The 21,427-nt window shown below is 37.9% G+C and carries 18 protein-coding genes, 1 other RNA gene and 1 other annotated feature; of the genes, 16 read left to right on the forward strand and 3 right to left on the reverse strand.

The window, feature by feature from the left end:
* Nucleotides 1–242 precede the first annotated feature (242 nt).
* Nucleotides 243–2,447, forward strand: a complete 2,205-nt coding sequence (locus tag D569_RS0105890; protein WP_018931478.1) for a RelA/SpoT family protein — start codon at nucleotides 243–245, stop codon at nucleotides 2,445–2,447.
* Between the two features lie 21 nt (nucleotides 2,448–2,468).
* Nucleotides 2,469–2,915, forward strand: coding sequence for a D-aminoacyl-tRNA deacylase (gene dtd, locus D569_RS0105895; RefSeq protein WP_018931479.1), 447 nt, complete (start codon nucleotides 2,469–2,471; stop codon nucleotides 2,913–2,915).
* Between the two features lie 46 nt (nucleotides 2,916–2,961).
* Here dtd and D569_RS0105900 read toward each other — a convergent pair whose 3' ends face one another.
* Nucleotides 2,962–3,888 (reverse strand): N-acetylmuramoyl-L-alanine amidase family protein, encoded by a 927-nt coding sequence (locus D569_RS0105900; protein ID WP_018931480.1) that lies wholly within the window; start codon nucleotides 3,886–3,888, stop codon nucleotides 2,962–2,964.
* A gap of 82 nt (nucleotides 3,889–3,970) precedes the next feature.
* Here D569_RS0105900 and D569_RS24305 point away from each other — a divergent pair, with 82 nt between their 5' ends.
* From D569_RS24305 to ssrS, 4 genes are all read left to right on the forward strand, one after another.
* On the forward strand, nucleotides 3,971–4,144 hold the full coding sequence (locus D569_RS24305; protein ID WP_018931481.1) for a hypothetical protein: 174 nt from the start codon (nucleotides 3,971–3,973) through the stop codon (nucleotides 4,142–4,144).
* Between the two features lie 46 nt (nucleotides 4,145–4,190).
* Nucleotides 4,191–4,405, forward strand: a binding site (T-box leader).
* Between the two features lie 59 nt (nucleotides 4,406–4,464).
* Nucleotides 4,465–5,727: a histidine--tRNA ligase gene (gene hisS, locus D569_RS0105910; protein WP_018931482.1), complete on the forward strand. Its 1,263-nt coding sequence runs from the start codon at nucleotides 4,465–4,467 to the stop codon at nucleotides 5,725–5,727.
* Between the two features lie 11 nt (nucleotides 5,728–5,738).
* Nucleotides 5,739–7,490, forward strand: a complete 1,752-nt coding sequence (gene aspS / locus D569_RS0105915) for an aspartate--tRNA ligase (protein ID WP_018931483.1) — start codon at nucleotides 5,739–5,741, stop codon at nucleotides 7,488–7,490.
* An 88-nt stretch (nucleotides 7,491–7,578) separates the two neighbouring features.
* Nucleotides 7,579–7,776: non-coding RNA, 6S RNA (gene ssrS, locus D569_RS23940), on the forward strand.
* Nucleotides 7,777–8,248: 472 nt separating this feature from the next.
* Here the strand turns inward: ssrS and D569_RS0105920 are convergent.
* Both D569_RS0105920 and D569_RS0105925 read right to left on the reverse strand, forming a co-directional pair.
* Nucleotides 8,249–8,968 carry an RsfA family transcriptional regulator gene (locus D569_RS0105920; protein ID WP_018931485.1) on the reverse strand — a complete coding sequence of 240 codons (720 nt, stop codon included), beginning with the start codon at nucleotides 8,966–8,968 and terminating at the stop codon, nucleotides 8,249–8,251.
* 334 nt (nucleotides 8,969–9,302) lie between these two features.
* Nucleotides 9,303–10,565: a replication-associated recombination protein A gene (locus tag D569_RS0105925; RefSeq protein ID WP_018931486.1), complete on the reverse strand. Its 1,263-nt coding sequence runs from the start codon at nucleotides 10,563–10,565 to the stop codon at nucleotides 9,303–9,305.
* A gap of 227 nt (nucleotides 10,566–10,792) precedes the next feature.
* Between D569_RS0105925 and cymR the strand changes: the two genes are divergently transcribed.
* From cymR to D569_RS22595, 10 genes are all read left to right on the forward strand, one after another.
* The gene (cymR, locus tag D569_RS0105930; RefSeq protein WP_018931487.1) at nucleotides 10,793–11,212 is read left to right on the forward strand and encodes a cysteine metabolism transcriptional regulator CymR; all 420 of its coding nucleotides are present in this window, start codon (nucleotides 10,793–10,795) and stop codon (nucleotides 11,210–11,212) included.
* A gap of 18 nt (nucleotides 11,213–11,230) precedes the next feature.
* Nucleotides 11,231–12,373 (forward strand): cysteine desulfurase family protein, encoded by a 1,143-nt coding sequence (locus D569_RS0105935; protein WP_018931488.1) that lies wholly within the window; start codon nucleotides 11,231–11,233, stop codon nucleotides 12,371–12,373.
* Between the two features lie 13 nt (nucleotides 12,374–12,386).
* Nucleotides 12,387–13,496 (forward strand): tRNA 2-thiouridine(34) synthase MnmA, encoded by a 1,110-nt coding sequence (mnmA, locus tag D569_RS0105940; RefSeq protein ID WP_018931489.1) that lies wholly within the window; start codon nucleotides 12,387–12,389, stop codon nucleotides 13,494–13,496.
* Between the two features lie 301 nt (nucleotides 13,497–13,797).
* Entirely contained in the window at nucleotides 13,798–14,463 is a 666-nt protein-coding gene (locus tag D569_RS0105945; RefSeq protein WP_018931490.1) for a tetratricopeptide repeat protein, read from the forward strand.
* An 18-nt stretch (nucleotides 14,464–14,481) separates the two neighbouring features.
* The gene (gene recD2 / locus D569_RS22590; protein WP_018931491.1) at nucleotides 14,482–16,851 is read left to right on the forward strand and encodes an SF1B family DNA helicase RecD2; all 2,370 of its coding nucleotides are present in this window, start codon (nucleotides 14,482–14,484) and stop codon (nucleotides 16,849–16,851) included.
* A gap of 345 nt (nucleotides 16,852–17,196) precedes the next feature.
* Nucleotides 17,197–17,631: a YwqH-like family protein gene (locus D569_RS0105955; protein WP_425401983.1), complete on the forward strand. Its 435-nt coding sequence runs from the start codon at nucleotides 17,197–17,199 to the stop codon at nucleotides 17,629–17,631.
* Nucleotides 17,631–17,924 carry a YwqI/YxiC family protein gene (locus D569_RS0105960; RefSeq protein ID WP_018931493.1) on the forward strand — a complete coding sequence of 98 codons (294 nt, stop codon included), beginning with the start codon at nucleotides 17,631–17,633 and terminating at the stop codon, nucleotides 17,922–17,924. Before D569_RS0105955 ends, D569_RS0105960 begins: the two co-directional genes overlap by 1 nt.
* Before the next feature lie 24 nt (nucleotides 17,925–17,948).
* On the forward strand, nucleotides 17,949–19,925 hold the full coding sequence (locus tag D569_RS0105965) for a ribonuclease YeeF family protein (protein ID WP_018931494.1): 1,977 nt from the start codon (nucleotides 17,949–17,951) through the stop codon (nucleotides 19,923–19,925).
* 13 nt (nucleotides 19,926–19,938) lie between these two features.
* Nucleotides 19,939–20,451 (forward strand): Imm6 family immunity protein, encoded by a 513-nt coding sequence (locus D569_RS0105970; RefSeq protein ID WP_018931495.1) that lies wholly within the window; start codon nucleotides 19,939–19,941, stop codon nucleotides 20,449–20,451.
* Between the two features lie 214 nt (nucleotides 20,452–20,665).
* Entirely contained in the window at nucleotides 20,666–21,424 is a 759-nt protein-coding gene (locus tag D569_RS22595) for a DNA/RNA non-specific endonuclease (RefSeq protein WP_018931496.1), read from the forward strand.
* Nucleotides 21,425–21,427: the final 3 nt, after the last annotated feature.

Raw genomic sequence — 21,427 nt, forward strand, 5'->3', positions numbered from 1 at the left:
GAATAAACAGAACTTTCATTACTTCACAGTTTTTATGCATTCCGAATCAGATAATGAGTGTTGAATTGCCACCCAATGATCACTATAGTTAGTGATGCTTAGTATAATAATTAGTACATAATAAATAAATGAAGTAAAATGTCGAGAAATGAAAGGTATAGGAGGAAAATTTGCTTTATTTTTGGTATGATAGATAAAACACGTTTTATAACGTAGTTAGTCTAATAGTAAAAGGTGATTATATGGCAAAAGATAGAATTTTAGCGCCTGAGGATATATTTGAAGAAGCTAAAAGTTATTTAAATGATGAAGATATTCGCTTTATCAAGCGTGCGTATGATTATGCGGAAAAAGCACATGAGGGACAATTTCGTAAGTCAGGAGAGCCATATATCATTCATCCTGTTCAGGTCGCTGGAATCTTACTGGATTTAAAATTAGATCCCGAGACGATAGCTAGTGGTTTTTTACATGATGTCGTCGAAGATACATCAATTACTGTAGAAGACTTGGAAACGGAATTTAATGAAGAAATTGCAATGCTCGTTGATGGGGTAACAAAGCTCGGGAAAATAAAATATATGTCAAAAGAGGCTCAACAGGCTGAGAACCACCGCAAAATGTTCATTGCGATGGCTAAAGACATTCGTGTAATACTAATCAAGCTTGCAGACAGATTACACAACATGCGGACATTGAAACATTTACCCGCAGAAAAACAACGTCGTATCTCGAATGAAACGTTAGAGATTTTTGCACCTTTGGCACACAGGTTAGGTATTTCAGCTATTAAATGGGAATTGGAAGATACGGCACTTCGTTACTTAAACCCTCAACAGTACTATCGAATCGTTCACTTAATGAAACAAAAACGTGAAGAGCGTGAACATTATATTGATGAAGTAATGGAAGAAGTAAAAAAACAATTGCATGATGTTAATATCGAAGCTGATTTTTCTGGCAGACCGAAACACTTATATAGTATTTATCGAAAAATGATGTTACAGAAAAAGCAATTTAATGAAATCTACGATCTGCTAGCAGTACGTATTATTGTATCCAGTATTAAAGACTGCTACGCTGTTTTAGGTATTATTCATACATGCTGGAAGCCAATGCCAGGACGATTTAAAGATTATATTGCCATGCCGAAACCAAATTTATATCAATCCCTGCATACGACGGTAATCGGTCCAAAAGGTGCACCTTTAGAAGTACAAATCCGTACAAAAGAAATGCATGAAATAGCAGAGTACGGGATTGCAGCACACTGGGCATATAAAGAAGGTAAGAAGGTCAATACTACTCAACAGTCCAATGAAGACCGCCTTGCATGGTTCCGTGAAATATTAGAGTGGCAAAATGACGCAAATGATGCTGAAGAATTTATGGAATCATTGAAGGTAGATCTTTTTTCAGACATGGTTTATGTATTTACTCCGAAAGGCGATGTTATTGAATTACCGAGAGGTTCAGTTCCGATTGATTTCGCCTATAAAATTCATACCGAAGTCGGAAATCATACGATTGGTGCCAAAATCAACGGCAAGATGGAACCACTTGATTACCAATTAAAAAATGGTGATATTGTGGAAGTGATGACATCTAAGCATTCTTATGGACCTTCACAAGACTGGCTGAAAATGACGCAAACCTCACAAGCAAAAAATAAAATAAAGCAGTTTTTCAAAAAACAGCGTCGTGATGAAAATGTGAGCAATGGACGCGAGATGGTTGAAGAGGAGCTAAAACAAGCAGGATTTGAGCCAAAAGAAGTATTAACAGAGGAAAATATTGATCTGGCCCTAGAAAAATTCAGTTTTGGTACAGAAGAGGATATGTTTGCAGCAGTTGGTTATCATGGCATTACGGCAGCACAAATCGTTACCAGACTGACAGAAAAAATTCGTGAGCAACAAGAAAAGGATAAAAAGATAGAAGAAACGATTGAGGAAGTCAATGCAAGTGGCCAATCGATAAAGAAAAAATCCAAAAGAGATTCTGGTGTACGGGTAGAAGGCGTCGACAACATGCTGATTCGTTTGTCTAAATGTTGTAATCCGGTACCTGGTGATGATATTGTCGGCTATATTACGAAGGGCAGAGGTGTTTCTGTTCACCGCAAGGACTGTCCGAATGTGCAGGCAAACGAAGCAAAAGACCGTTTAATCTTTGTCGAATGGGAAAATACAGAATCTGAATCAAAGTCCTATCATGTTGACCTAGAAATATCCGGATATGACCGTCGTGGATTATTAAATGATGTCCTACAGGTTATTAATGAATCAAAGACAAATATCATTGCAGTAAACGGCCGTTCTGATCGTAATAAAATCGCGATTATTAATGTGACGATTCTGATTCATAATATTAATCATTTACGTCGGATTGTCGACCGTTTAAAACAAATTCAAGATGTTTATACAGTTGAACGAACGATTCAGTAAAAAGGTAGGTAGAGAAATCGCATGAAAGTAGTATTACAACGAGTAAAGGAAGCTTCCGTTACAGTAGATGATCAAGTAGTTGGCCAAATAGAGAATGGCTATGTCGCATTAGTCGGTGTCACTCATGAAGACACGGAAGAGGATGTAAATTATCTCGTTAACAAAACGATAAACTTACGTATATTTGAAGATGAAAATCAAAAGATGAACTTATCGCTTAAAGATGTAAGCGGAAGTGTGCTCTCGATTTCACAATTCACACTTTATGGAGATGTAAGAAAAGGGAGAAGGCCAAACTTCATGAAGGCAGCCAAACCTGATGTTGCCGAAAATCTATATGAACAATACAATCAAAAATTAAGAGCAGAAGGTATTAACGTTCAAACTGGGCAATTTGGTGCTACTATGAACGTATCGCTGACCAACAATGGACCTGTTACCATGATTCTTGATAGTGGAGTAGAGTGATAAGGATAATACAAAAACGAGTTGGTACTAATCAACTCGTTTTTTACTATCTGAAATATTGTTCTAGACCTATTAAGACGCCTCGGCTCATTGCTTCGAGGAATGCTCGTGATTGAATATTCCTTTCCTCTGTTTCATTTGAAATAAACCCAAGTTCCAATAATAGTGATGGGCGATGATTGACTCGCAATACGTGTAAATCCCGTTGTTCAATCCCTCGATCATTCATGTCCGTTTTATTAATTATTCCACCATGCACATACTCGGCAAGTTGCTGATCACGTTCAGATAAATAATATGTATCAATACCTTGAACCTCTGGTAACTCCGGGGTACTATTAAAATGTATACTGAGATAAACATCGGCTTGCAGCAGATTGGTGTGTGTTGTTCTGCTCGTTAACGGCACATATTGATTGTTACTACGAGTAAGATATACATCCGCACCGTGTTCTTCTAGCTTTTCACGTAATATTTGTGCTGTCTTTAATGTATAATCACTTTCAAAACCACCTGAAGCACCAATAGCACCAACATCCCTTCCACCATGACCAGGATCTAAGACGATTTTTTTGCCTGCTAAGCTATTGTCCATCTGCTCGTAAGTTTCCGCTGAGTTTGTAACGGAATTAGAGCTTGTTCCATCTTGTTCTTCGTTATCAGAGCTTTCTTCGTCCATCATATTTTCATTGTCATTTTGCGATTCAGACTCTTCTGTAATCGAAAAATAATCTTGGTGGATCCATCCTTGATGATCGCCTAAATCGATTTTAGCCCATTCACCAGATTCCTCGAGAACTGGATACTGGTCAGGAGGATTTACTTTTGTAATTACATCGTAATCTGTACCAGGTCCACTTCTTACGTTTAAATTTTCTCCTTCAATTTGCGCTTCCTTTGCATAAATAAGTAAAGATATTGAAAAAATAAAAATAAAACTAATGATTGTCAGGAAAAAGATTTTTCTTTTCACAATTGGTAACGCTCCTTCGACATATGATCACTATTATCTTACCGGAATCATAACAAAAAGTAAAAAAGGATGAGAACAACGGATGCATACGCATTACAAACATAACAGAAAAGCAGCAACAAATCAGCAATACACTAAAAATGCTTATCATTTTCATGAATTCCAGCCGAGGAACTATCAAACAGAAATTGCAGCACAATTTGATATTCCTCTTCACTCTACCCAAAAAATAGCGAAAAACCGAAGACAAACTTGACAAAAACAATCACGAACGATTATGATATAATAAATTCTAAAGATAACTATAGCTAATGATGGAAAGAGTAGCGAAGAAACAGTAGGAAAGAGAGAGAATTCCCGAGGCTGAAAGAATTCTTGCTGACTGGCTTACGCGAAAGACATTCCGGAGGCTTTGTACCGAATAGAGTAGGTATGAACGTAACAGGCGTTAACTGTTTGAGTGGAAGTAATTATACTTCAACTAGGGTGGCAACACGGGTAATCTCTCGTCCCTTTTTTAGGGGTGGGAGTTTTTTTATGTCCATTAATCTAGAGAATGTGTGAGGGGGAGATCTAATGAAAGCACCTAGAGGTACGCAAGATCTATTACCTGGTGTGACGGAAAAATGGCAATATGTCGAAGAAAAACTGAAGGAATTAAGCAATAACTATCATTACCAAGAAATTCGCACACCCATCTTTGAACATACTGAATTATTTCAGCGTGGTGTCGGTGATACGACAGATATTGTCCAAAAAGAAATGTATACTTTTTTAGACAAAGGAGATCGAAGTATTACCTTAAGACCAGAAGGAACAGCATCTGTCGTTCGCTCATTTGTTGAGCATAAGTTGTTTGGTTCTCCTAATCAACCGACTAAACTATTTTATATAGGACCAATGTTTCGCTATGAAAGACCGCAACAAGGCAGAATGCGACAATTTGTACAATATGGGGTAGAGGCATTAGGCAGTGCTGATCCCGCGATCGATGCGGAAGTTATTTCATTGGCAATGAATGCTTATCAAACATTAGGCTTGCAGTCATTAAAGCTTGTGATTAATAGTCTAGGTGATCAGGAAAGCCGAGAAAATCACCGTCAAGCTTTAATCAATCACTTTACACCAGTGAAAGAAGAATTGTGTGATGACTGTCAGACACGTTTAGAACAAAATCCTTTACGTGTATTAGATTGCAAGAAAGACCGCGAACATCCCAAAATGCAAGATGCACCATCTATTTTAGAATACTTAAATGACGAATCAGAAGCTTATTTTGAAAAGGTAAAAGCATACTTAGATGCAATGAATATACCATACGAGGTGGATCCAAATTTAGTACGTGGTCTTGATTACTATAACCACACCGCATTTGAGATTATGAGTGATGCAGAAGGGTTTGGAGCTATTACCACATTATCTGGCGGAGGCCGGTACAATGGATTGGTTCAAGATCTTGGTGGACCTGAAACACCTGGAATTGGTTTTGCTTTAAGTATTGAACGTCTACTGATGGCATTAGAGGCAGAAGGTGTTGAGTTGCCAATTGACAGTAAGCTTGATTGTTATGTTGTGTCATTAGGGGATGCTGCCAATCTAAAAGCAGCAGCCATCGTTAATGAATTACGTCAAGCAGGTATTCAAGTAGATAAGGATTATCAAGCGAAGAAATTTAAAGCACAATTTAAAGCAGCTGATCGCCTTCAAGCAAAATATGTACTAGTTCTGGGCGATGATGAATTAGCTAATAATCAAATCGCCGTAAAAAATATGGAGACTGGTGACCAAGAAACAGTTGCTTTAGATCAATTAACAGAACACATGCAAGGGATTTTATAAGGGGGAGAATCATGCGAACTTTAGCAGGAACTTTACGAAAAGATCACGTGAATCAAGAAGTTACACTCAAAGGCTGGGTGCAAAAACGTCGTGACCTTGGCGAAATTATTTTTATTGATTTGCGCGACCGATCTGGCGTTGTCCAAATCGTTTTTAATGCTGAAAACAGTAAAGAAACACATGAGGTTGGAGACAGTATCCGTAGTGAATATGTCATTGAAGTAAAAGGCAAAGTGGTAGAAAGAGATGCTGAAACAGTTAATCCTAAAATTGATACCGGTGATATTGAAGTTATCGTAAGTGAAATAAAGGTGTTAAATGAAGCAAAAACACCTCCATTTACGTTAACAGATGACATCGATGTATCAGAAGATATTCGATTAAAATATCGTTATCTCGATCTACGTCGTGAAGTCATGCAGGAAACATTTAAGTTACGTCACCAAGCAACACAATCCATACGCGAATTTTTAAACAGCGAAGACTTTTTAGAAATGGAAACACCTATGCTGACAAAAAGTACACCAGAAGGTGCACGTGACTATTTAGTGCCTAGTCGTGTTCACGAAGGTTACTTTTACGCATTGCCACAATCACCACAGTTGTTTAAACAATTATTAATGGTTGCAGGTTTCGAAAAGTATTATCAATTTGCTCGTTGTTTCCGTGATGAAGATTTACGTGCTGATCGCCAACCGGAATTCACTCAAATTGATATCGAAACATCTTTCATGTCAATGGACGATATTTTAGAAATGACAGAAAATATGATGAAAAAAGTAATGAAAGATGTGAAAGGTTTAGATATTGAAACGCCATTCCATCGCATGCCATATGATGAAGCAATGGAGCGTTTCGGTTCAGATAAACCAGATGTACGTTTTGATATGGAATTAGTGAACCTTTCTGAAGTAGTGAAGGAATCTGGCTTTAAAGTATTCCGCCAAGCAGTAGAAAATGGTGGGAAAGTAAGTGCTCTTAACTTAAAAGGAAAAGCAGAACATTACTCTCGTAAAGATTTGGACAATATGACAGACTTCGCAAAAATTTATGGTGCAAAAGGGTTAGCTTGGCTGAAAGTAGAAGAAGAAGCTTTAGTAGGACCTATTGCAAAATTTTTCTCGGAAGAAGAACAAGCACAATTCCGCAGTTTGCTTGATGCTAATCCAGGTGACATTTTGTTCTTTGTAGCTGATAAAAAACAAGTCGTATATGACACATTAGGTGCATTACGCTTGAAGTTGGCTAAAGAACATGATTTAATTGATGAAAGCAAATTTGAATTTCTCTGGGTCACAGATTGGCCACTATTAGAATATGATGAAGAGGAAGGGCGCTACCATGCAGCCCACCATCCATTCACAATGCCGTTTGAGTCTGATTTTGCCAAATTGGATACTGACCCTGGATCAGTTCGTGCACAAGCGTATGACCTAGTATTGAATGGATATGAGCTAGGTGGAGGTTCACTTCGTATTTATCAACGTGACATGCAAAATCAAATGTTTGAAAAACTTGGATTCACGAAAGAAGAAGCAGAATCTCAGTTTGGTTTCTTACTTGATGCATTGGAATATGGTGCACCACCACATGGAGGTATTGCTTTCGGATTTGATCGTTTCATTATGTTGCTTGCAGGTCGCACGAATTTACGTGATACCATTTTATTCCCGAAAACAGCATCAGCATCAGATCCAATGACAGAGGCACCAAGTCCTGTTGATAGTAAACAACTAAATGAATTACATTTAAAATTAAAATAATTGTAAAGAAATGGTTAAGGTATTGTAAAGTAATACCCTTGAATTCCAAAATTCGATATGCTATTATGTAGTTAACAACAAGATAACAAAAATCCTGATGTGTTCGTCGGATTATTGACGTTTTGACCGAACACCAATTACATCGGGAGCCCGGCGTTCTTATATGGTGTGCATGCCGCTTTACTTATATGAAAAATAGCGGAAGCATGAAGTATAGGACAGGGCACCCACCTGCTAGGAGCGGGATCAAAACTTCATCACTTACGACGGCACAATTGGGATTGTCGATTTAAAATTAACAGACACATCATTTACATGGTGTGTCTTTTCTATATGTAGAATCCAACCGGATATGAAAGTTTTATGGTGATTTAGAAGTGCAGATATTCTGATTAGTTTTTAAGAAAAGAGTCGATTATACATAACAGATAAAATTGTAGTACAACCAATGTTTCTCACGGACAAAAGAAAGCTAAAAAAGAAAAAAGTGTCCACGAGAACAGCTCTCACGGACAAAAGAAAGCCAAAAAGGGAAAAAGTGTCCACGAGAACGGATCTCGCAGACAAAAGTAAGCCAAAAAGAGAAAAAGTGTCCACGAGAACAGATCTCGCGGACAAAAGAATGCCCTAAAGGGAAAAAGTGTCCACGAGAACAGCTCTCACGGACAAAAGAAAGCCAAAAAGAGAAAAAGTGTCTACGAGAATATTTCGAGTACAAAAATAAAAGACAGCTTCTGAAGGTAGCTGCCTTTGCTTCATTATTTTGCTACTTGTTCTAAGTTACCGTTTTTATCCATGCGGAATTTCGGAATCGGACGTGATTCCTCTTCTTCAAACACTACCATCTTTCTAGCTCGCTCGACAATTTGCATAAAGGCTTGGTAGTCTTCCTTCATCGTTTGTAATTCCTTCTCTAATTCTTTTACTCTTTTTTGTTCATTTTCCAATTGGTTTTGTAGTTGCTCATTTTCTTGCGCTAGTTTTTGGTTATTGGCCTTTGAAGATTGTGCTAGTTTTTGCTCTTTCTTCAAATATTGTAAGTATCGAATGACTTGATCTAGATCTATACTATATTCTTCCTGATAAGACTCAGCAACTGGAGTAGTTTCTGTTTGAGTTTGTTCGCGATTGGAATTCCAATTCAACATCGAATATACTTCTTCTTCAATTGTTCTATTTGTCTCATTTTCTTGTTGACTAGTTTGTACACTAGGAGGTGTATAAACATTATTTTGTTTGGCAAGTGCTCTTTTCCTGTCTTTTCGTTGTTTTTTCGCAATTTGTACAGCTTGTTCATAGTTTTGTCGCACTTCGGCATTCCATCTGAATCCGCAAGCTGCTGAAGTGCGGTTTAATTTATCGCCTACTTCATCAAAAGCCCTTAATTGCGTACTCCCTTCCCGGATATGTCGTAATACTGTTTCTGCTAATAATAGGTCATCTTCATGTGACCATGCATCTTGACGTACTTTCGCCATGGATGTTCACTCCTTGTTTGATTCTGATATATTTTCTAATAGATAGTTAAGCAAACAGAGATGTCTAGCTCCAAGCACCAAAAACTAGTGCCCTTCCTTCATTTTCGTACGATAAGTCATCATCAGTTCCTTCGTCACTGTGATTCCTTTGTCTCCTACGTATGTATGATCGATTAAAAGCGCCACTTTGCGTGGCAACTTCGATCCATCCGTGTTGAACGGGCACAGGTCATACGTTTTTGATCGGGTGCTTTTTGCTTTTCTAATAGATTGATAATCGTACGAATAGATTAACTTATTCGCTATTGTGACCAGAAAAGGAGTGAATTAAACACTATTTTTTCATTTTTTGATATATTTGTTGTAAATTTTTTTCAAACTTACCGGTATCCTTAGGCTGATAGTATTGTTTATGCTTGATTTTGTCGGGTAAATATTGTTGCTTAACCCAGCCGCCTTCATAGGCGTGCGGGTATTTATAATCAACTCCACGACCAAGGGCTGATGCTCCTTTATAATGCGCATCTTTTAAGTGAGCGGGTATTTCACCGGTATCACCACTACGAATATCAGCAAGTGCTGCGTCCAGTGCTGAATAAGCACTATTCGATTTCGGAGACAAACATAGCTCGACAATAGCCACAGATAAAGGGATACGGGCTTCCGGAAAGCCTACGCGTTCAGCGGTCTCGACTGCAGCTAAGGCTCTTGGACCAGCTTGTGGATTTGCAAGTCCAATATCTTCATATGCACAAACCAGCATTCTCCGAGCAATACTTTCTAAGTCACCCGCTTCGATCAGTCGTCCTAAATAATGTAATGCAGCGTCAACATCACTGCCGCGGATTGACTTTTGAAAAGCAGATAATACGTCGTAATGGGCATCTCCTCCTTTGTCATGGGAGAAACTCTTTTTTTGCATACAAGCTTCAGCATTCGCTAAATCAATCACGATCTGGTCATCGGTTTGAGGGGTAGAGTAGGCTGCTAGTTCTAGGCCGTTTAAGGCAGCTCGCAAGTCACCATTACAGGCATTAGCAAAATGTTCTTTCGCTTCTTGCTCCACTACAAGTGGCAACTTTCCTAAACCATTTTCTTCATCTGCAATCGCACGATCTAATGCTTCCATAATATCTGAAGGTTCGAGCCGAAAGAGTTCAAAAATATGGGAACGACTACGGATCGCAGGATTGATCGAGTGATAAGGATTTGACGTCGTACAACCGATTAATGTAATTAAATTCGATTCTACATGTGGCAAAAGAAAGTCTTGTTTTGCCTTATCAAGTCGGTGCACCTCATCTAATATGACGACAAGCTGTCCCGACATTTTTGCTTCCTCTACAGCAATCTGCATATCTTTTTTCTTATCAATCGCTGCATTCAATAGTTTATAGCGAATACCTAAACTATTTGCAATACCGATTGCCATAGAGGTTTTCCCTGTGCCTGGAGGTCCATAGAATACCATTGAATGGAGTCGGTTTGCATCAACCATTCTCCTGATCATTTGGCCTTCTCCTACTAAATGTTGTTGTCCGATTACTTCATCTATATTTTTTGGTCTCATTCGAAATGCAAGTGGTTGATTTGCCATGGTAACATCCTTTCTATTACTTCTAGAGCAAGCAACTTGACATTTTTTAGCTGCTTTCTTAATATAGGCAAGTATGTAATGATGAGAAATACTTAGCTAAGTACGTTCGTTGTTTCTTTTTACCTGCTATGAATTGTTCTGCAATTAGTATATCATTCATGCTATAATAACAACTAATGACGAACATTGTATATAGATAATTTGAAGGGGAAAAATGAGGTGTAATCATGAAGATATCTACGAAAGGGAGATATGGACTTACGATTATGATCGAGCTGGCCAAAAATAATGGCAACGGCCCGATGTCGTTAAAAAGTATCGCCAAAGAAAATAATTTATCAGAACACTATTTAGAGCAACTAGTTGCCCCATTGAGAAATGCTAGCTTAGTAAAAAGTATTCGTGGCGCATATGGTGGTTATGTATTGGCAAAAGAACCGAATGAGATAACAGCTGGAGATATCATCCGAATTCTAGAAGGACCAATCACTCCGGTTGAGGGAATTGAAGAGGAAGAGCCAGCCAAACAGGAACTTTGGATCAGAATTCGTGATGCAGTGAAAGATGTACTGGATACAACCACATTAGAGGACTTGTCCACTTATGGGGAAAAAGGTGTACAGGATCCTTACATGTTCTACATTTAAAGAAAAGAGTTGAAAGTAATGAAAGCTATCTATTTAGATCATGCCGCGACAACTCCGGTACACCCGAAAGTTGCCGAGGCAATGACAGAAAGCTTACAAGAGAATTTTGGCAATCCATCTAGTATTCATTCATTTGGACGGAAAGCTAGACAGGTTTTAGATAAAGCACGATCGGTTGCAGCCCAATCTATAAAAGCTACCGAAAAGGATATTGTTTTTACAAGTGGTGGAACTGAAGCAGATAATATCGCTATAACTGGAGTTGCGCTAGCCAATCAAGATAAAGGGAAACATATTATCACAACAAAAATCGAGCACCATGCAACATTACACACGGCTGAAAATCTTGAAAAACAAGGGTTTGATGTAACGTATTTAGATGTAAATGAACACGGTGTAATTAATCTTGAACAATTGAAAAATGCTTTGCGTGACGATACCATACTTGTGACCGTCATGATGGTAAACAATGAAACAGGTGTGATCCAGCCGATTGCAGAAATTGGTGAATTGCTAGCGGATCATCAAGCCTACTTTCATACAGATGCTGTTCAGGCTTATGGTATGTTACCGATAGATGTTGGGGAACTTAAAGTTGATTTATTAACCGTTTCTTCTCATAAAATAAACGGTCCGAAAGGTTTAGGGTTTTTATATGTTCATCCAGATGTAACGTTACAAGCCTTACAGCATGGTGGAGAACAAGAGCGTAAACGTCGTCCAGGTACGGAAAATGTTGCAGCGATTGCCGGATTTACAGAAGCAATTCAGCTTGCCCAGACAGAAAGAGAACAAAGATATCAACAATATCAAAACTATCGCGATCTCTTTTTGCAAATACTCCGTGACCGAAATGTCAATTTTTCACTTAACGGTGAAAATAGTGAACGCGTACCAAACATTATTAACGTAAGCTTCCCGGGAACCAATGTAGAAGCGCTATTAACTAATTTTGATTTGAGTGGTGTAGCAGCGTCGAGTGGAAGTGCTTGTACAGCAGGATCAGTCGAACCTTCTCATGTGTTAAGCGCGATGTATACGGAAAATAGTAGCTGTACGACTAATTCGATTCGCTTTAGCTTCGGATTAGCGAATACTCAGGAAAATATAGCAGAGGCAGCAGAGAAAGTGGCGAAAATCGTCCAAAGACTCACAAACTAAGGTGGTGACAACAATGAAAAAAAATGAAGATACACGTGTAATTGTCGGTATGAGTGGTGGTGTCGATTCATCCGTGACAGCCCTTCTGTTAAAAGAACAAGGCTATGATGTTGTTGGTATCTTTATGAAAAACTGGGATGATACCGATGAATTTGGCGTATGTACGGCAACGGAAGATTTCGATGATGTTGTTCGTGTATGTAATCAACTTGATATCCCATACTATGCCGTCAACTTTGAAAAACAATACTGGGATAAAGTATTTACTTACTTTTTAGATGAATACAAAGCAGGTAGAACTCCGAATCCTGATGTAATGTGTAATAAAGAAATTAAATTCAAAGCATTTTTAGACCATGCCCTTTCACTTGGTGCTGATTATGTCGCAACAGGACATTATGCCCAAGTAAGACATACAGGTGATCGTGCAGAAATGTTACGTGGTGTGGATGATAATAAAGATCAAACATACTTCTTAAATCAATTGTCTGAAGATGTGTTAAAAAGAGTGATGTTCCCACTTGGAAATTTACCAAAAACGGAAGTACGTCGTATCGCCAAAGAAAACGGACTCGCTACAGCGAACAAAAGAGACAGTACTGGAATCTGTTTTATTGGAGAACGAAACTTCAAAGAATTTCTTAGTGAATATTTACCAGCCCAACCAGGTAAAATCATGACATTGGACGGGGAAGTAAAAGGTGAGCATGACGGTCTGATGTACTACACGATTGGGCAACGTCAAGGACTTGGTATCGGTGGTCCAGGTGGTCCATGGTTTGTCGTTGGTAAAAACTTAGAAGACAATGTACTCTATGTTGGAGCAGATTACCATAATGATGCATTATATTCCGACGCACTAATTGCAACGGATATTAATTGGATTAATGAAGCACCAACTGAAGCTTTCCATTGTACGGCAAAATTCCGTTACCGCCAGAAAGATAATGGCGTAACCGTTTATCCAAATGAAGATGGCACTGCTAAAGTCATATTCGATAATCCGGAACGTGCGATTACACCAGGACAAGCAGTCGTCTTTTACCAAGATGAAATCTGCTTGGGTGGGGGAACAATAGATGAGATTATTAAAGACGATAAATATTTAGATTATGTAGGATGATTGAAAGGGGCAGCATATTAATGTGCTGTCCCTTTCGCTTAAAAAAGGTGAAAAGATAAAACAAAAGTGTCCATCATAAGCTCGATGAAGGACAAAAGAGGAACAAATCAACAAGAAGTGTCCATCATAAGCTTGATGAAGGACAAAAGAAGAGCAAATCACAAAAAAGTGTCTCTTATCAATCTGATAAAAGACAAATGCGATATTCAGATACAGAATTGGTCATTCATACGATCAATCAGCAGACAGTGCTTGCACGCTAATTCACTATTAAGCTAAAATAACAACAGGAGGTTTTAACATGACTGAAATGGACCAAGGGATTCAGTATATGAAAGAAGGCAAGCTAGAAGAAGCAGCACAATACTTTACAGATGCGATTGAAAAAAATCCACAAGATCCCGTTCATTATATCAACTTTGGTAATCTACTTTTACATATGAAAGATTATGAGCGAGCTGAACGATTTTATCAAAAGGCAACAGAGCTTGATGAGAAAGCAGCAACAGCTTATTATGGATTGGGAAATGTTCAGTTTGAACAGGAGAAATACGACTCGGCAAAAGAATATTTTCAGAAAGCAATTAGTCTTGGCTTGGAAGAAGCGGATCCTTACTTTATGTTAGGAATGACATTTTTATACGATGAGCAGTTTAAATTATCACTTCCATATCTACAACGAGCAAGCGAACTAAGCCCTGATGATGTGGATGTGCAATTTCAATATGGACTGGCACTAGCACAAACAGAGCAACTGGACTTTGCCAAATCAACTTTTGAAAGAGTATTGGAGTTACAAAAAGAACATAGTGATGCTCATTATAATTTAGGGGTTATCGCCTTATATGATGAAGATGTTGTACAGGCATTGGCGCATTTTCATCAAGCACTCGAAATTCAACCTGATCACTTATTAGCAGGAAATGGTAAACAGCAAATTGAAAAAATGCTCGAAGAAAACCAGTAAGAAATGGAGGTCTTTGTAATGGAGAATAGCCAACCGGCCGAACAAAAAAATTTCATAAAAGGTGAAATGATTCATACTATATTCGAAAATAAACAAGAGCATTTTTCCATTGCAAAGATCAAGATTCTCGAAACCAATCAACAGTTTGATGAAACAGAAGTCGTCGTGAAAGGATATTTCCGGCGCCTAGATCCTGGTGAAACCTATGAATTTTATGGACGGGTTGTTGATCATAAACGATTTGGTCGTCAATTCCAAGTGGAAAGCTATCAACGTTTTCTTCCTGAATCGAAGGAAGGCGTGATAGCCTATTTATCAAGTGATCTATTTCCGGGTATCGGAAAAAAAACAGCAGAACGGATTGTCGATACATTAGGAGAATCAGCTCTATCTCAGATTCTGAACGATCAAGCTGTTCTGGCTCAGGTAAAAGGATTAGCGAAAGACAAACAGGAAAAAATTTATCAGATCCTGCAAGAAAATCAAGGGTTTGAACATATTGTCATTGCATTGTCGAAATATGGTTTCGGCCTGAAAATGGCACAGAAAATGTATACAGCTTTTAAAGAAAATACTTTAGAAACATTGCAAACTAATCCGTATGCTTTCGTATTTGAAGTGGAAGGCTTTGGTTTCATACGAGCCGATCAAATGGCTAAAGAGAATAACATTCCAATTGATCATCCTACTAGATTACAAGCAGCGTGTGTTTATATTCTGCAAAACAGTATTCAGGATGGTCATGTTTATTTACCGATTGATCAGTTATTATATGAAATGGATCAATTATTAGATGGAGAAGCAAACCAGATCGATGTTGACAAAATGACTGCTCAAATTGTTGAGCTAAATACAGAAAAACAAATCATTGTAACGGATAAAAAAGTCTATTTACCGTCCCTATACTACTCAGAAACAGGATTTTGCGCTCAAATAAAACGAATTGCTGACAAAAAAATAGACCGAGCATTTACAGATGCAGAATTGTTAAAAATTGTTGGTTCTATTGAGGAAGAAGAAGTTTTAAGTTATGGAAAAGAGCAATATCAGGCACTAGAAACCGCATTATCAGAGAAAATATTCATCTTAACTGGTGGGCCAGGGACCGGTAAGACCACGGTTATCAAAGGAATTATTAATGCTTATGCAGAAATCCACGATCTTTCATTGGATCGAGATGATTATAAAGAAGACGAAGAATATCCATTTGTATTAACTGCACCAACTGGTCGTGCAGCCAAAAGAATGAAAGAGTCCACAGGCATTGACAGTGTGACGATTCACCGTCTATTAGGCTGGGATGGCAATGAGACTTTCGATAAAGATGAAAATAATAAGCTGGAAGGAAAAATTCTCGTTATTGACGAATTTTCGATGGTTGATATATGGCTTGCTTATCAATTGTTTCGTGCGATTCCAGATGATATGCAAGTAGTAATTGTAGGAGATGAAGACCAATTGCCATCCGTCGGTCCAGGACAGGTGCTTGCAGATCTGTTAAAAAGCGAGGTCGTCTCATCCGTTTCACTCAAGGAAGTGTACCGGCAAAAGGAAGGCTCCAAAATCATTCAGCTTGCTCATGAAATCAAAAACAATCATATACAGCCAGATAGCTTAACCAAAGCAAATGATTTTAACTTTTTAACTTGCCCGGATTATCAGGTTGTTGATATTGTAACGCAAGTAGTGAAAAAAGCTCATGACAAAGGAGTGGACTTACGGCAAATTCAGGTGTTAGCTCCCATGTACCGTTCAAAAGCAGGTATTCACCGGTTAAATACAGAGCTCCAAGCAGTGATCAACCCGCCACAACAAGGTAGAAGGGAAATGCGTTTTGGTGATACTGTTTTTCGCAAAGGGGACAAGGTCATCCAACTTGTCAATCAACCAGAAGATGGTGTGTTTAATGGTGATATAGGGGAAGTTGTCGCCATTTTTGAAAAAGATGAGAATGTTGACCAAGAGGAACAAGTTGTTGTAAGTTTTGATGACAAAGAAGTTGCTTATGCTAAAGCAGATTTGATGAACCTGATGCATGCTTACTGTACGTCAATTCATAAGTCACAAGGTAGTGAATTTCAAATTGTCATTTTGCCAATTATCCCGGGATACAATCGGATGCTGCGCAAAAACTTGATCTATACAGCGATTACCCGTGCTAAACAATCGCTTGTCATGTGTGGTGATAAATCAGCATTTTTACGAGGGGTGCAAACTGAAGATACTAATCAACGTTATACATCACTTATTACTTATTTACATGAATTATTCCAAGTACACGAAAATAAAGCAGAAAATGCAGGAGAGCAGAAGTTAACTGCAGATGAACAACTGCTTGCTGTAGAAGTAGGTCAAGAAGATTTTTCACCTTATGACTTTATGGAGTAATCATGACTTCCTGAAGTTTTGTTGGAAGTCTTCCTCTTAAGCAGAGATCGGTATTACCGTCTCTGCTTTTTTTTGTTAAAAAACTGATTCGAAAGTAATGGAAAATAAAAAGATGATAATTAAATAGGAATATATATCTGTTTTTCCAAAAAATACATATATTCTCTGGATTATTCTGCTATTTTTTATTTATAATGATTTATTAGATGAATAGTTTATTATGTGTTAATAGTGCGTAAAACTTCCACTTCAAAGTTCAAGTGAATCGAAGGAATAAAGCGTGGCTAACCCCCTAATGATCAGTCGGCCACTGATCATAGTCTTACTCTATCATATGTTACGGAGGTGTACAGATTGTCAGATTCTGATTTTTTAAGTAATGCATTTTATATTATTTCTAATCGTTCAGCGGATATAGAACAAAAGATAGAAAGGTTAAAAGAAGCGAAACGTGACATAGAAGCTGAACAGGATCAAGCATTCATCGAAATTAAACAAATTGAAAAACCTTCTTTAGATCTTTCATGGGAGGGTGCAGAAGCCAATAAGTTTGACGAGGATCGCCGTGAAGCTTATCAAGTGATGAAAACGAAGATTAGTAATTATGATCACTACATCTACCGGATAGATTGGGAAATAAGTCAACTAAAACTTCAACAAAATACACTGGATATTGCCAGTTCGATTGCTTATCAGGCGGATCGATTATTGGATCAAGGTGAAGAAGCTGTGGAAGCATTCGGACGAAAAATTAACGAATTAAAAGGATGGTTGTTCTAATGAACATAAGATTAAGTAGTACTGCTGGTGGTGGAACGGAAATCAAGCTCCATTTTCATTCTGTTATGGCGCAACTTGAAAATGCGAGAAATTGCTTATCCCAATTAGAATTACCGAAGCCTACTGACACTTATGGTAAAAATGAACTGAAATTCACGAATGAATGGTTGGAACGGGAAGAAATGATTCATGAATTTTTATTACAATATATTGAAACGGTAGAAAAAAACCTGGCAGACACAAGAGAAAGTGTGAAAAAACTAAAAGAACAAGACGAAGCAATTGGAAGGTAGAAAGATGGAAAGGGAGAGGAAGCGATGAGCTCAACTGAAACGTTGGAAACTAAATCGCTAGTCGAGACAGTAGAAGCTAGGGCACAGGAATATAAGGCTTTAAGTGAACAACTAGAAACATTAAGAACTGCTTTTCAGCAAATTGTTGATTTAAATGATTTTACTGGGAAGAGTGCTAATGCAATTAAAGGATTTTATCGTGCGCAAATCGATGTCATTGAAGCTTGGCTTGATTTCATTGATATGCAAATAGCTTTTTTTCAAGGAATAGAAGGAATGGCAGATGATTTCGAATTAGGTGGAAAAACATTGGTGGAAGTCCCCTTTTTGGAAAGAGAACTTGCCAATAGTACTTCAAAGGCATTCAATCTGGTCGATGCCCAGCAATCCAATTTGCAATCGATCTTTTCACGCATCAATGACCTCGTTTCATTAGACGTTTTTTCCAAGAGTGACTTTGAAGAACGGATGGAAGATGCTGAGGACAAACGGAAACAAACCAAACAGAAAGTAAGGGAATTTGATCAGCTCTTATTGGATCATTATCATCAGTCATCTCTCCATGAACAAGTGATTGTCGGTTTAATACAAGAAATGCTTCATGCTTCATCTCAGGGTGGAGAAATTTCTCCCGTTCATTTTAATGAAATCATCTATCAGCAAAGTGAAGTCCATCAAGCAAGGCAAGATGCACAGGAGCTTACCTCATCCTATATGCAGTACCAGGAGGAACTACAGGAAAATCGTGAATTACAAGCTAAAATAGAGGAAATGGAAAATCGCCCATGGTACGAAAAAGCGTGGGATACAGTCTGTACGTTTACAGGTGAAATAACCGGTTATTACGATGCCAAGCGTGCATCGACAGGAGTAGATCCGGTTACTGGTGAAAAATTAACGACTGCCGAACGTGTGACGGCAGGATCATTGGCAGCAGCCGGATTTATCCCTGTAGTAGGTTGGGCAGGAAGAGCACTGAAAGGTGGAAAAACAGCTTACACGATGTCGAAAGGTGTAAAAGCCACGGATCATGTATTGGATGCCTACCAAAATACGAAGGCATTTGATATACTAAAGAAGACAGAGTATGGTATATATGGACTGGCATCCTATAATGGATTCAGTGAATATATTACCGGCAAAGATATGTTCGGCAACGAATTAAGTGAAGAAAAACGAAATCAAAGCCTAACCCAAAGCCTATTCATGTTAGGTGCTGGTGGAGCAAGTGTAGCCGTAGATCGCATGCAGGCAAAAAACAGCCTCTCCACGATCTTCCCGACACCAAAACCACCCGCAACAGTACCGAAAACTCCAAAACCATGGTCAGTAAATTATGCAATGAAGTGGTTGAAGGAACAAATACCGGAAGTTCGGATTGTACAGGATTCGATGGGTGGTTCTTATCCGGTGTTTATGAAGAGGAGTGGTGGTGAGAAAACTAGTAGCGAGTTAGGTAATTATAGTGAGAGAACGTTTAAAGAAAGAAAAATTGATGTTGGTAAATCTGATATAGATAACCTAAGGAAAAAATGGAATGTCCCTGAAACTGAAACAGTTGCAGTTGGTAAGACTGATGTAAGAGGATTAGAGGATTTGAAGTTTGAAGCTGGATCACCAAAAGTACGAAAAGAAGCTGGATTACCTGACTTAGATGAAGCAATGCCTAACAGGAACATTAAAGCTCCTGGAAATAACCCATTGTTCACTAGACACGCAGAAGAAGGAATACTCAATGAATTCGATTCGGCAGTGATAAAATCAGGAATAGATCCTGAAGACGTAGTAGGAACACTTAAACTTCATCAATCGAATCCTTCAGGTGTTTGCAGAAAGTGTTATCAAGGACTAGCAAACGAAAAAGTTCCTCCAGGTGTATTAAAGCAATTAAGTATAAAATATCCTAATTTAATCTTAGAAGTAACATCAGAAGTTGATGAAAGTATTAAAGTAACTGGTAGACTTAATCTAAAAATAAAAAATGGAAACTATATTGATTAATTGGAGGTATATTATGACACATACTAACTTTCACAATTTTACAGAAAATGGTCAAATTATATTTTTCCTAGGATTATCAGAAAAAGTTTTAATGGTATTTTCTCGAAAGGAAGATCAAGTTGTTGCTCAGAAAGCTATAAATAAATGTTGGGAGTGGATAAAACATAAAGAAAACATAGGCGATATTCTTTATGATTTATTGGATAATGAGGAAAATGGTATTACTATAATTCAAGAGATGTCAGATAATGAATTTGATGTTACAGCATGGAATTGTATTATTGATGCAGTTGCTTTTACTAGTAGAAAAGCATTTGAAAGAGAAAATGTAAAATATTTCCCAGAACCTATTGCTTTAGTTGATGACACATTAGTAGACCATTTTATTGAGTGTTTTAAAAAATGCGTGGAGAATTCAGAAAGTTATATTCAGACAATAAATTCTTTATTGGATGATTACAGTAAGGGAAATATTGAGAGTGATTTACAAACAGAAGTTTTAAGGGAATTACAAATTAAAATTTAACTAACATAAGGTTTTAACTTGAGACGAAATTATAGAGGTAGAAGAGTAATTGACACTAAACTGAATATAGAATCACTTAAGTAAAAAAAGGTGGGCTTACAGATGATGTTGGCTCACCTTTTAACTTAAAGACAAACTATAAATATGATCTAGTTTATTCCAATGATGTAGAATTATTGCCTGATGATATCTTCGATAGCTGGTCGTAGATCACATGCAGGCAAAAAACAGCCTCTCCACGATCTTCCCAACACCAAAACCACCCGCAACAGTACCGAAAACTCCAAAACCATGGTCGGTAAATCATGCAATGAAGTGGTTGAAGGAACAAATACCGGAAGTTCGGATCGTACAGGATTCGATGGGTGGTACCCATATGATGTTTGCGAAAAGACGTGGTGGAGGAGTTGAGGATGTAAGAGGGCTTCGAAATAAATCTAATACTACAGTCAAAAGTAATATCGTTAACGAAGTGAAGGAAGTTGACTTTGGAAAGCATATTATTAAAGGAAAAGATGGAAAGAAACAGCTCATTCCAAATACTAAGTATGTAACTGATGACAACTATAAGTATACTACCGATGAATTTGGGCGTATTATGAAAGTAGAGGCTCCTGAACTGGTATTAAAAAAGGGTGGCAGAAATAAATATGCTCAGGCAAATGTGGGCGGAAATGATAGATTACCAGATGATGATGGTGGTCATTTAATAGGCGCACAGTTTAATGGTCCTCCTGATATTGATAATCTTGTACCACAAAACAGTCAAATTAACAGGAGGGGTGGAGTTTGGTATGATATGGAGACAGAGTGGGCCAATGCATTAAAAGAGGTACCGCCTAAGAAAGATTCTGTTAATATTATCCCAATTTATACCAATAATACAATGCGACCAGATTCTTTTAAGGTTAAATATAAAATTGAAGGAAAGCGCCAAGTAAGGATAGAGATATTAAATAAATCGGGAGGTTAGAAT

This window comes from Gracilibacillus lacisalsi DSM 19029 (genome assembly GCF_000377765.1).
Taxonomy (GTDB): Bacteria; Bacillota; Bacilli; order Bacillales; family Amphibacillaceae; genus Gracilibacillus; species Gracilibacillus lacisalsi.

Excerpts from the sequence above, each read along its gene's own strand:
- D569_RS0105890 (WP_018931478.1), top strand. The coding sequence starts at position 243 with ATGGCAAAAGATAGAATTTTAGCGCCTGAGGATATATTTGAAGAAGCT.
- dtd (WP_018931479.1), top strand. The coding sequence starts at position 2,469 with ATGAAAGTAGTATTACAACGAGTAAAGGAAGCTTCCGTTACAGTAGAT.
- D569_RS24305 (WP_018931481.1), top strand. The coding sequence starts at position 3,971 with ATGCATACGCATTACAAACATAACAGAAAAGCAGCAACAAATCAGCAA.
- hisS (WP_018931482.1), top strand. The coding sequence starts at position 4,465 with ATGAAAGCACCTAGAGGTACGCAAGATCTATTACCTGGTGTGACGGAA.
- aspS (WP_018931483.1), top strand. The coding sequence starts at position 5,739 with ATGCGAACTTTAGCAGGAACTTTACGAAAAGATCACGTGAATCAAGAA.
- D569_RS0105920 (WP_018931485.1), bottom strand. The coding sequence starts at position 8,968 with ATGGCGAAAGTACGTCAAGATGCATGGTCACATGAAGATGACCTATTA.
- D569_RS0105925 (WP_018931486.1), bottom strand. The coding sequence starts at position 10,565 with ATGGCAAATCAACCACTTGCATTTCGAATGAGACCAAAAAATATAGAT.
- cymR (WP_018931487.1), top strand. The coding sequence starts at position 10,793 with ATGAAGATATCTACGAAAGGGAGATATGGACTTACGATTATGATCGAG.
- D569_RS0105935 (WP_018931488.1), top strand. The coding sequence starts at position 11,231 with ATGAAAGCTATCTATTTAGATCATGCCGCGACAACTCCGGTACACCCG.
- mnmA (WP_018931489.1), top strand. The coding sequence starts at position 12,387 with ATGAAAAAAAATGAAGATACACGTGTAATTGTCGGTATGAGTGGTGGT.
- D569_RS0105945 (WP_018931490.1), top strand. The coding sequence starts at position 13,798 with ATGACTGAAATGGACCAAGGGATTCAGTATATGAAAGAAGGCAAGCTA.
- recD2 (WP_018931491.1), top strand. The coding sequence starts at position 14,482 with ATGGAGAATAGCCAACCGGCCGAACAAAAAAATTTCATAAAAGGTGAA.
- D569_RS0105960 (WP_018931493.1), top strand. The coding sequence starts at position 17,631 with ATGAACATAAGATTAAGTAGTACTGCTGGTGGTGGAACGGAAATCAAG.
- D569_RS0105965 (WP_018931494.1), top strand. The coding sequence starts at position 17,949 with ATGAGCTCAACTGAAACGTTGGAAACTAAATCGCTAGTCGAGACAGTA.
- D569_RS0105970 (WP_018931495.1), top strand. The coding sequence starts at position 19,939 with ATGACACATACTAACTTTCACAATTTTACAGAAAATGGTCAAATTATA.
- D569_RS22595 (WP_018931496.1), top strand. The coding sequence starts at position 20,666 with ATGCAGGCAAAAAACAGCCTCTCCACGATCTTCCCAACACCAAAACCA.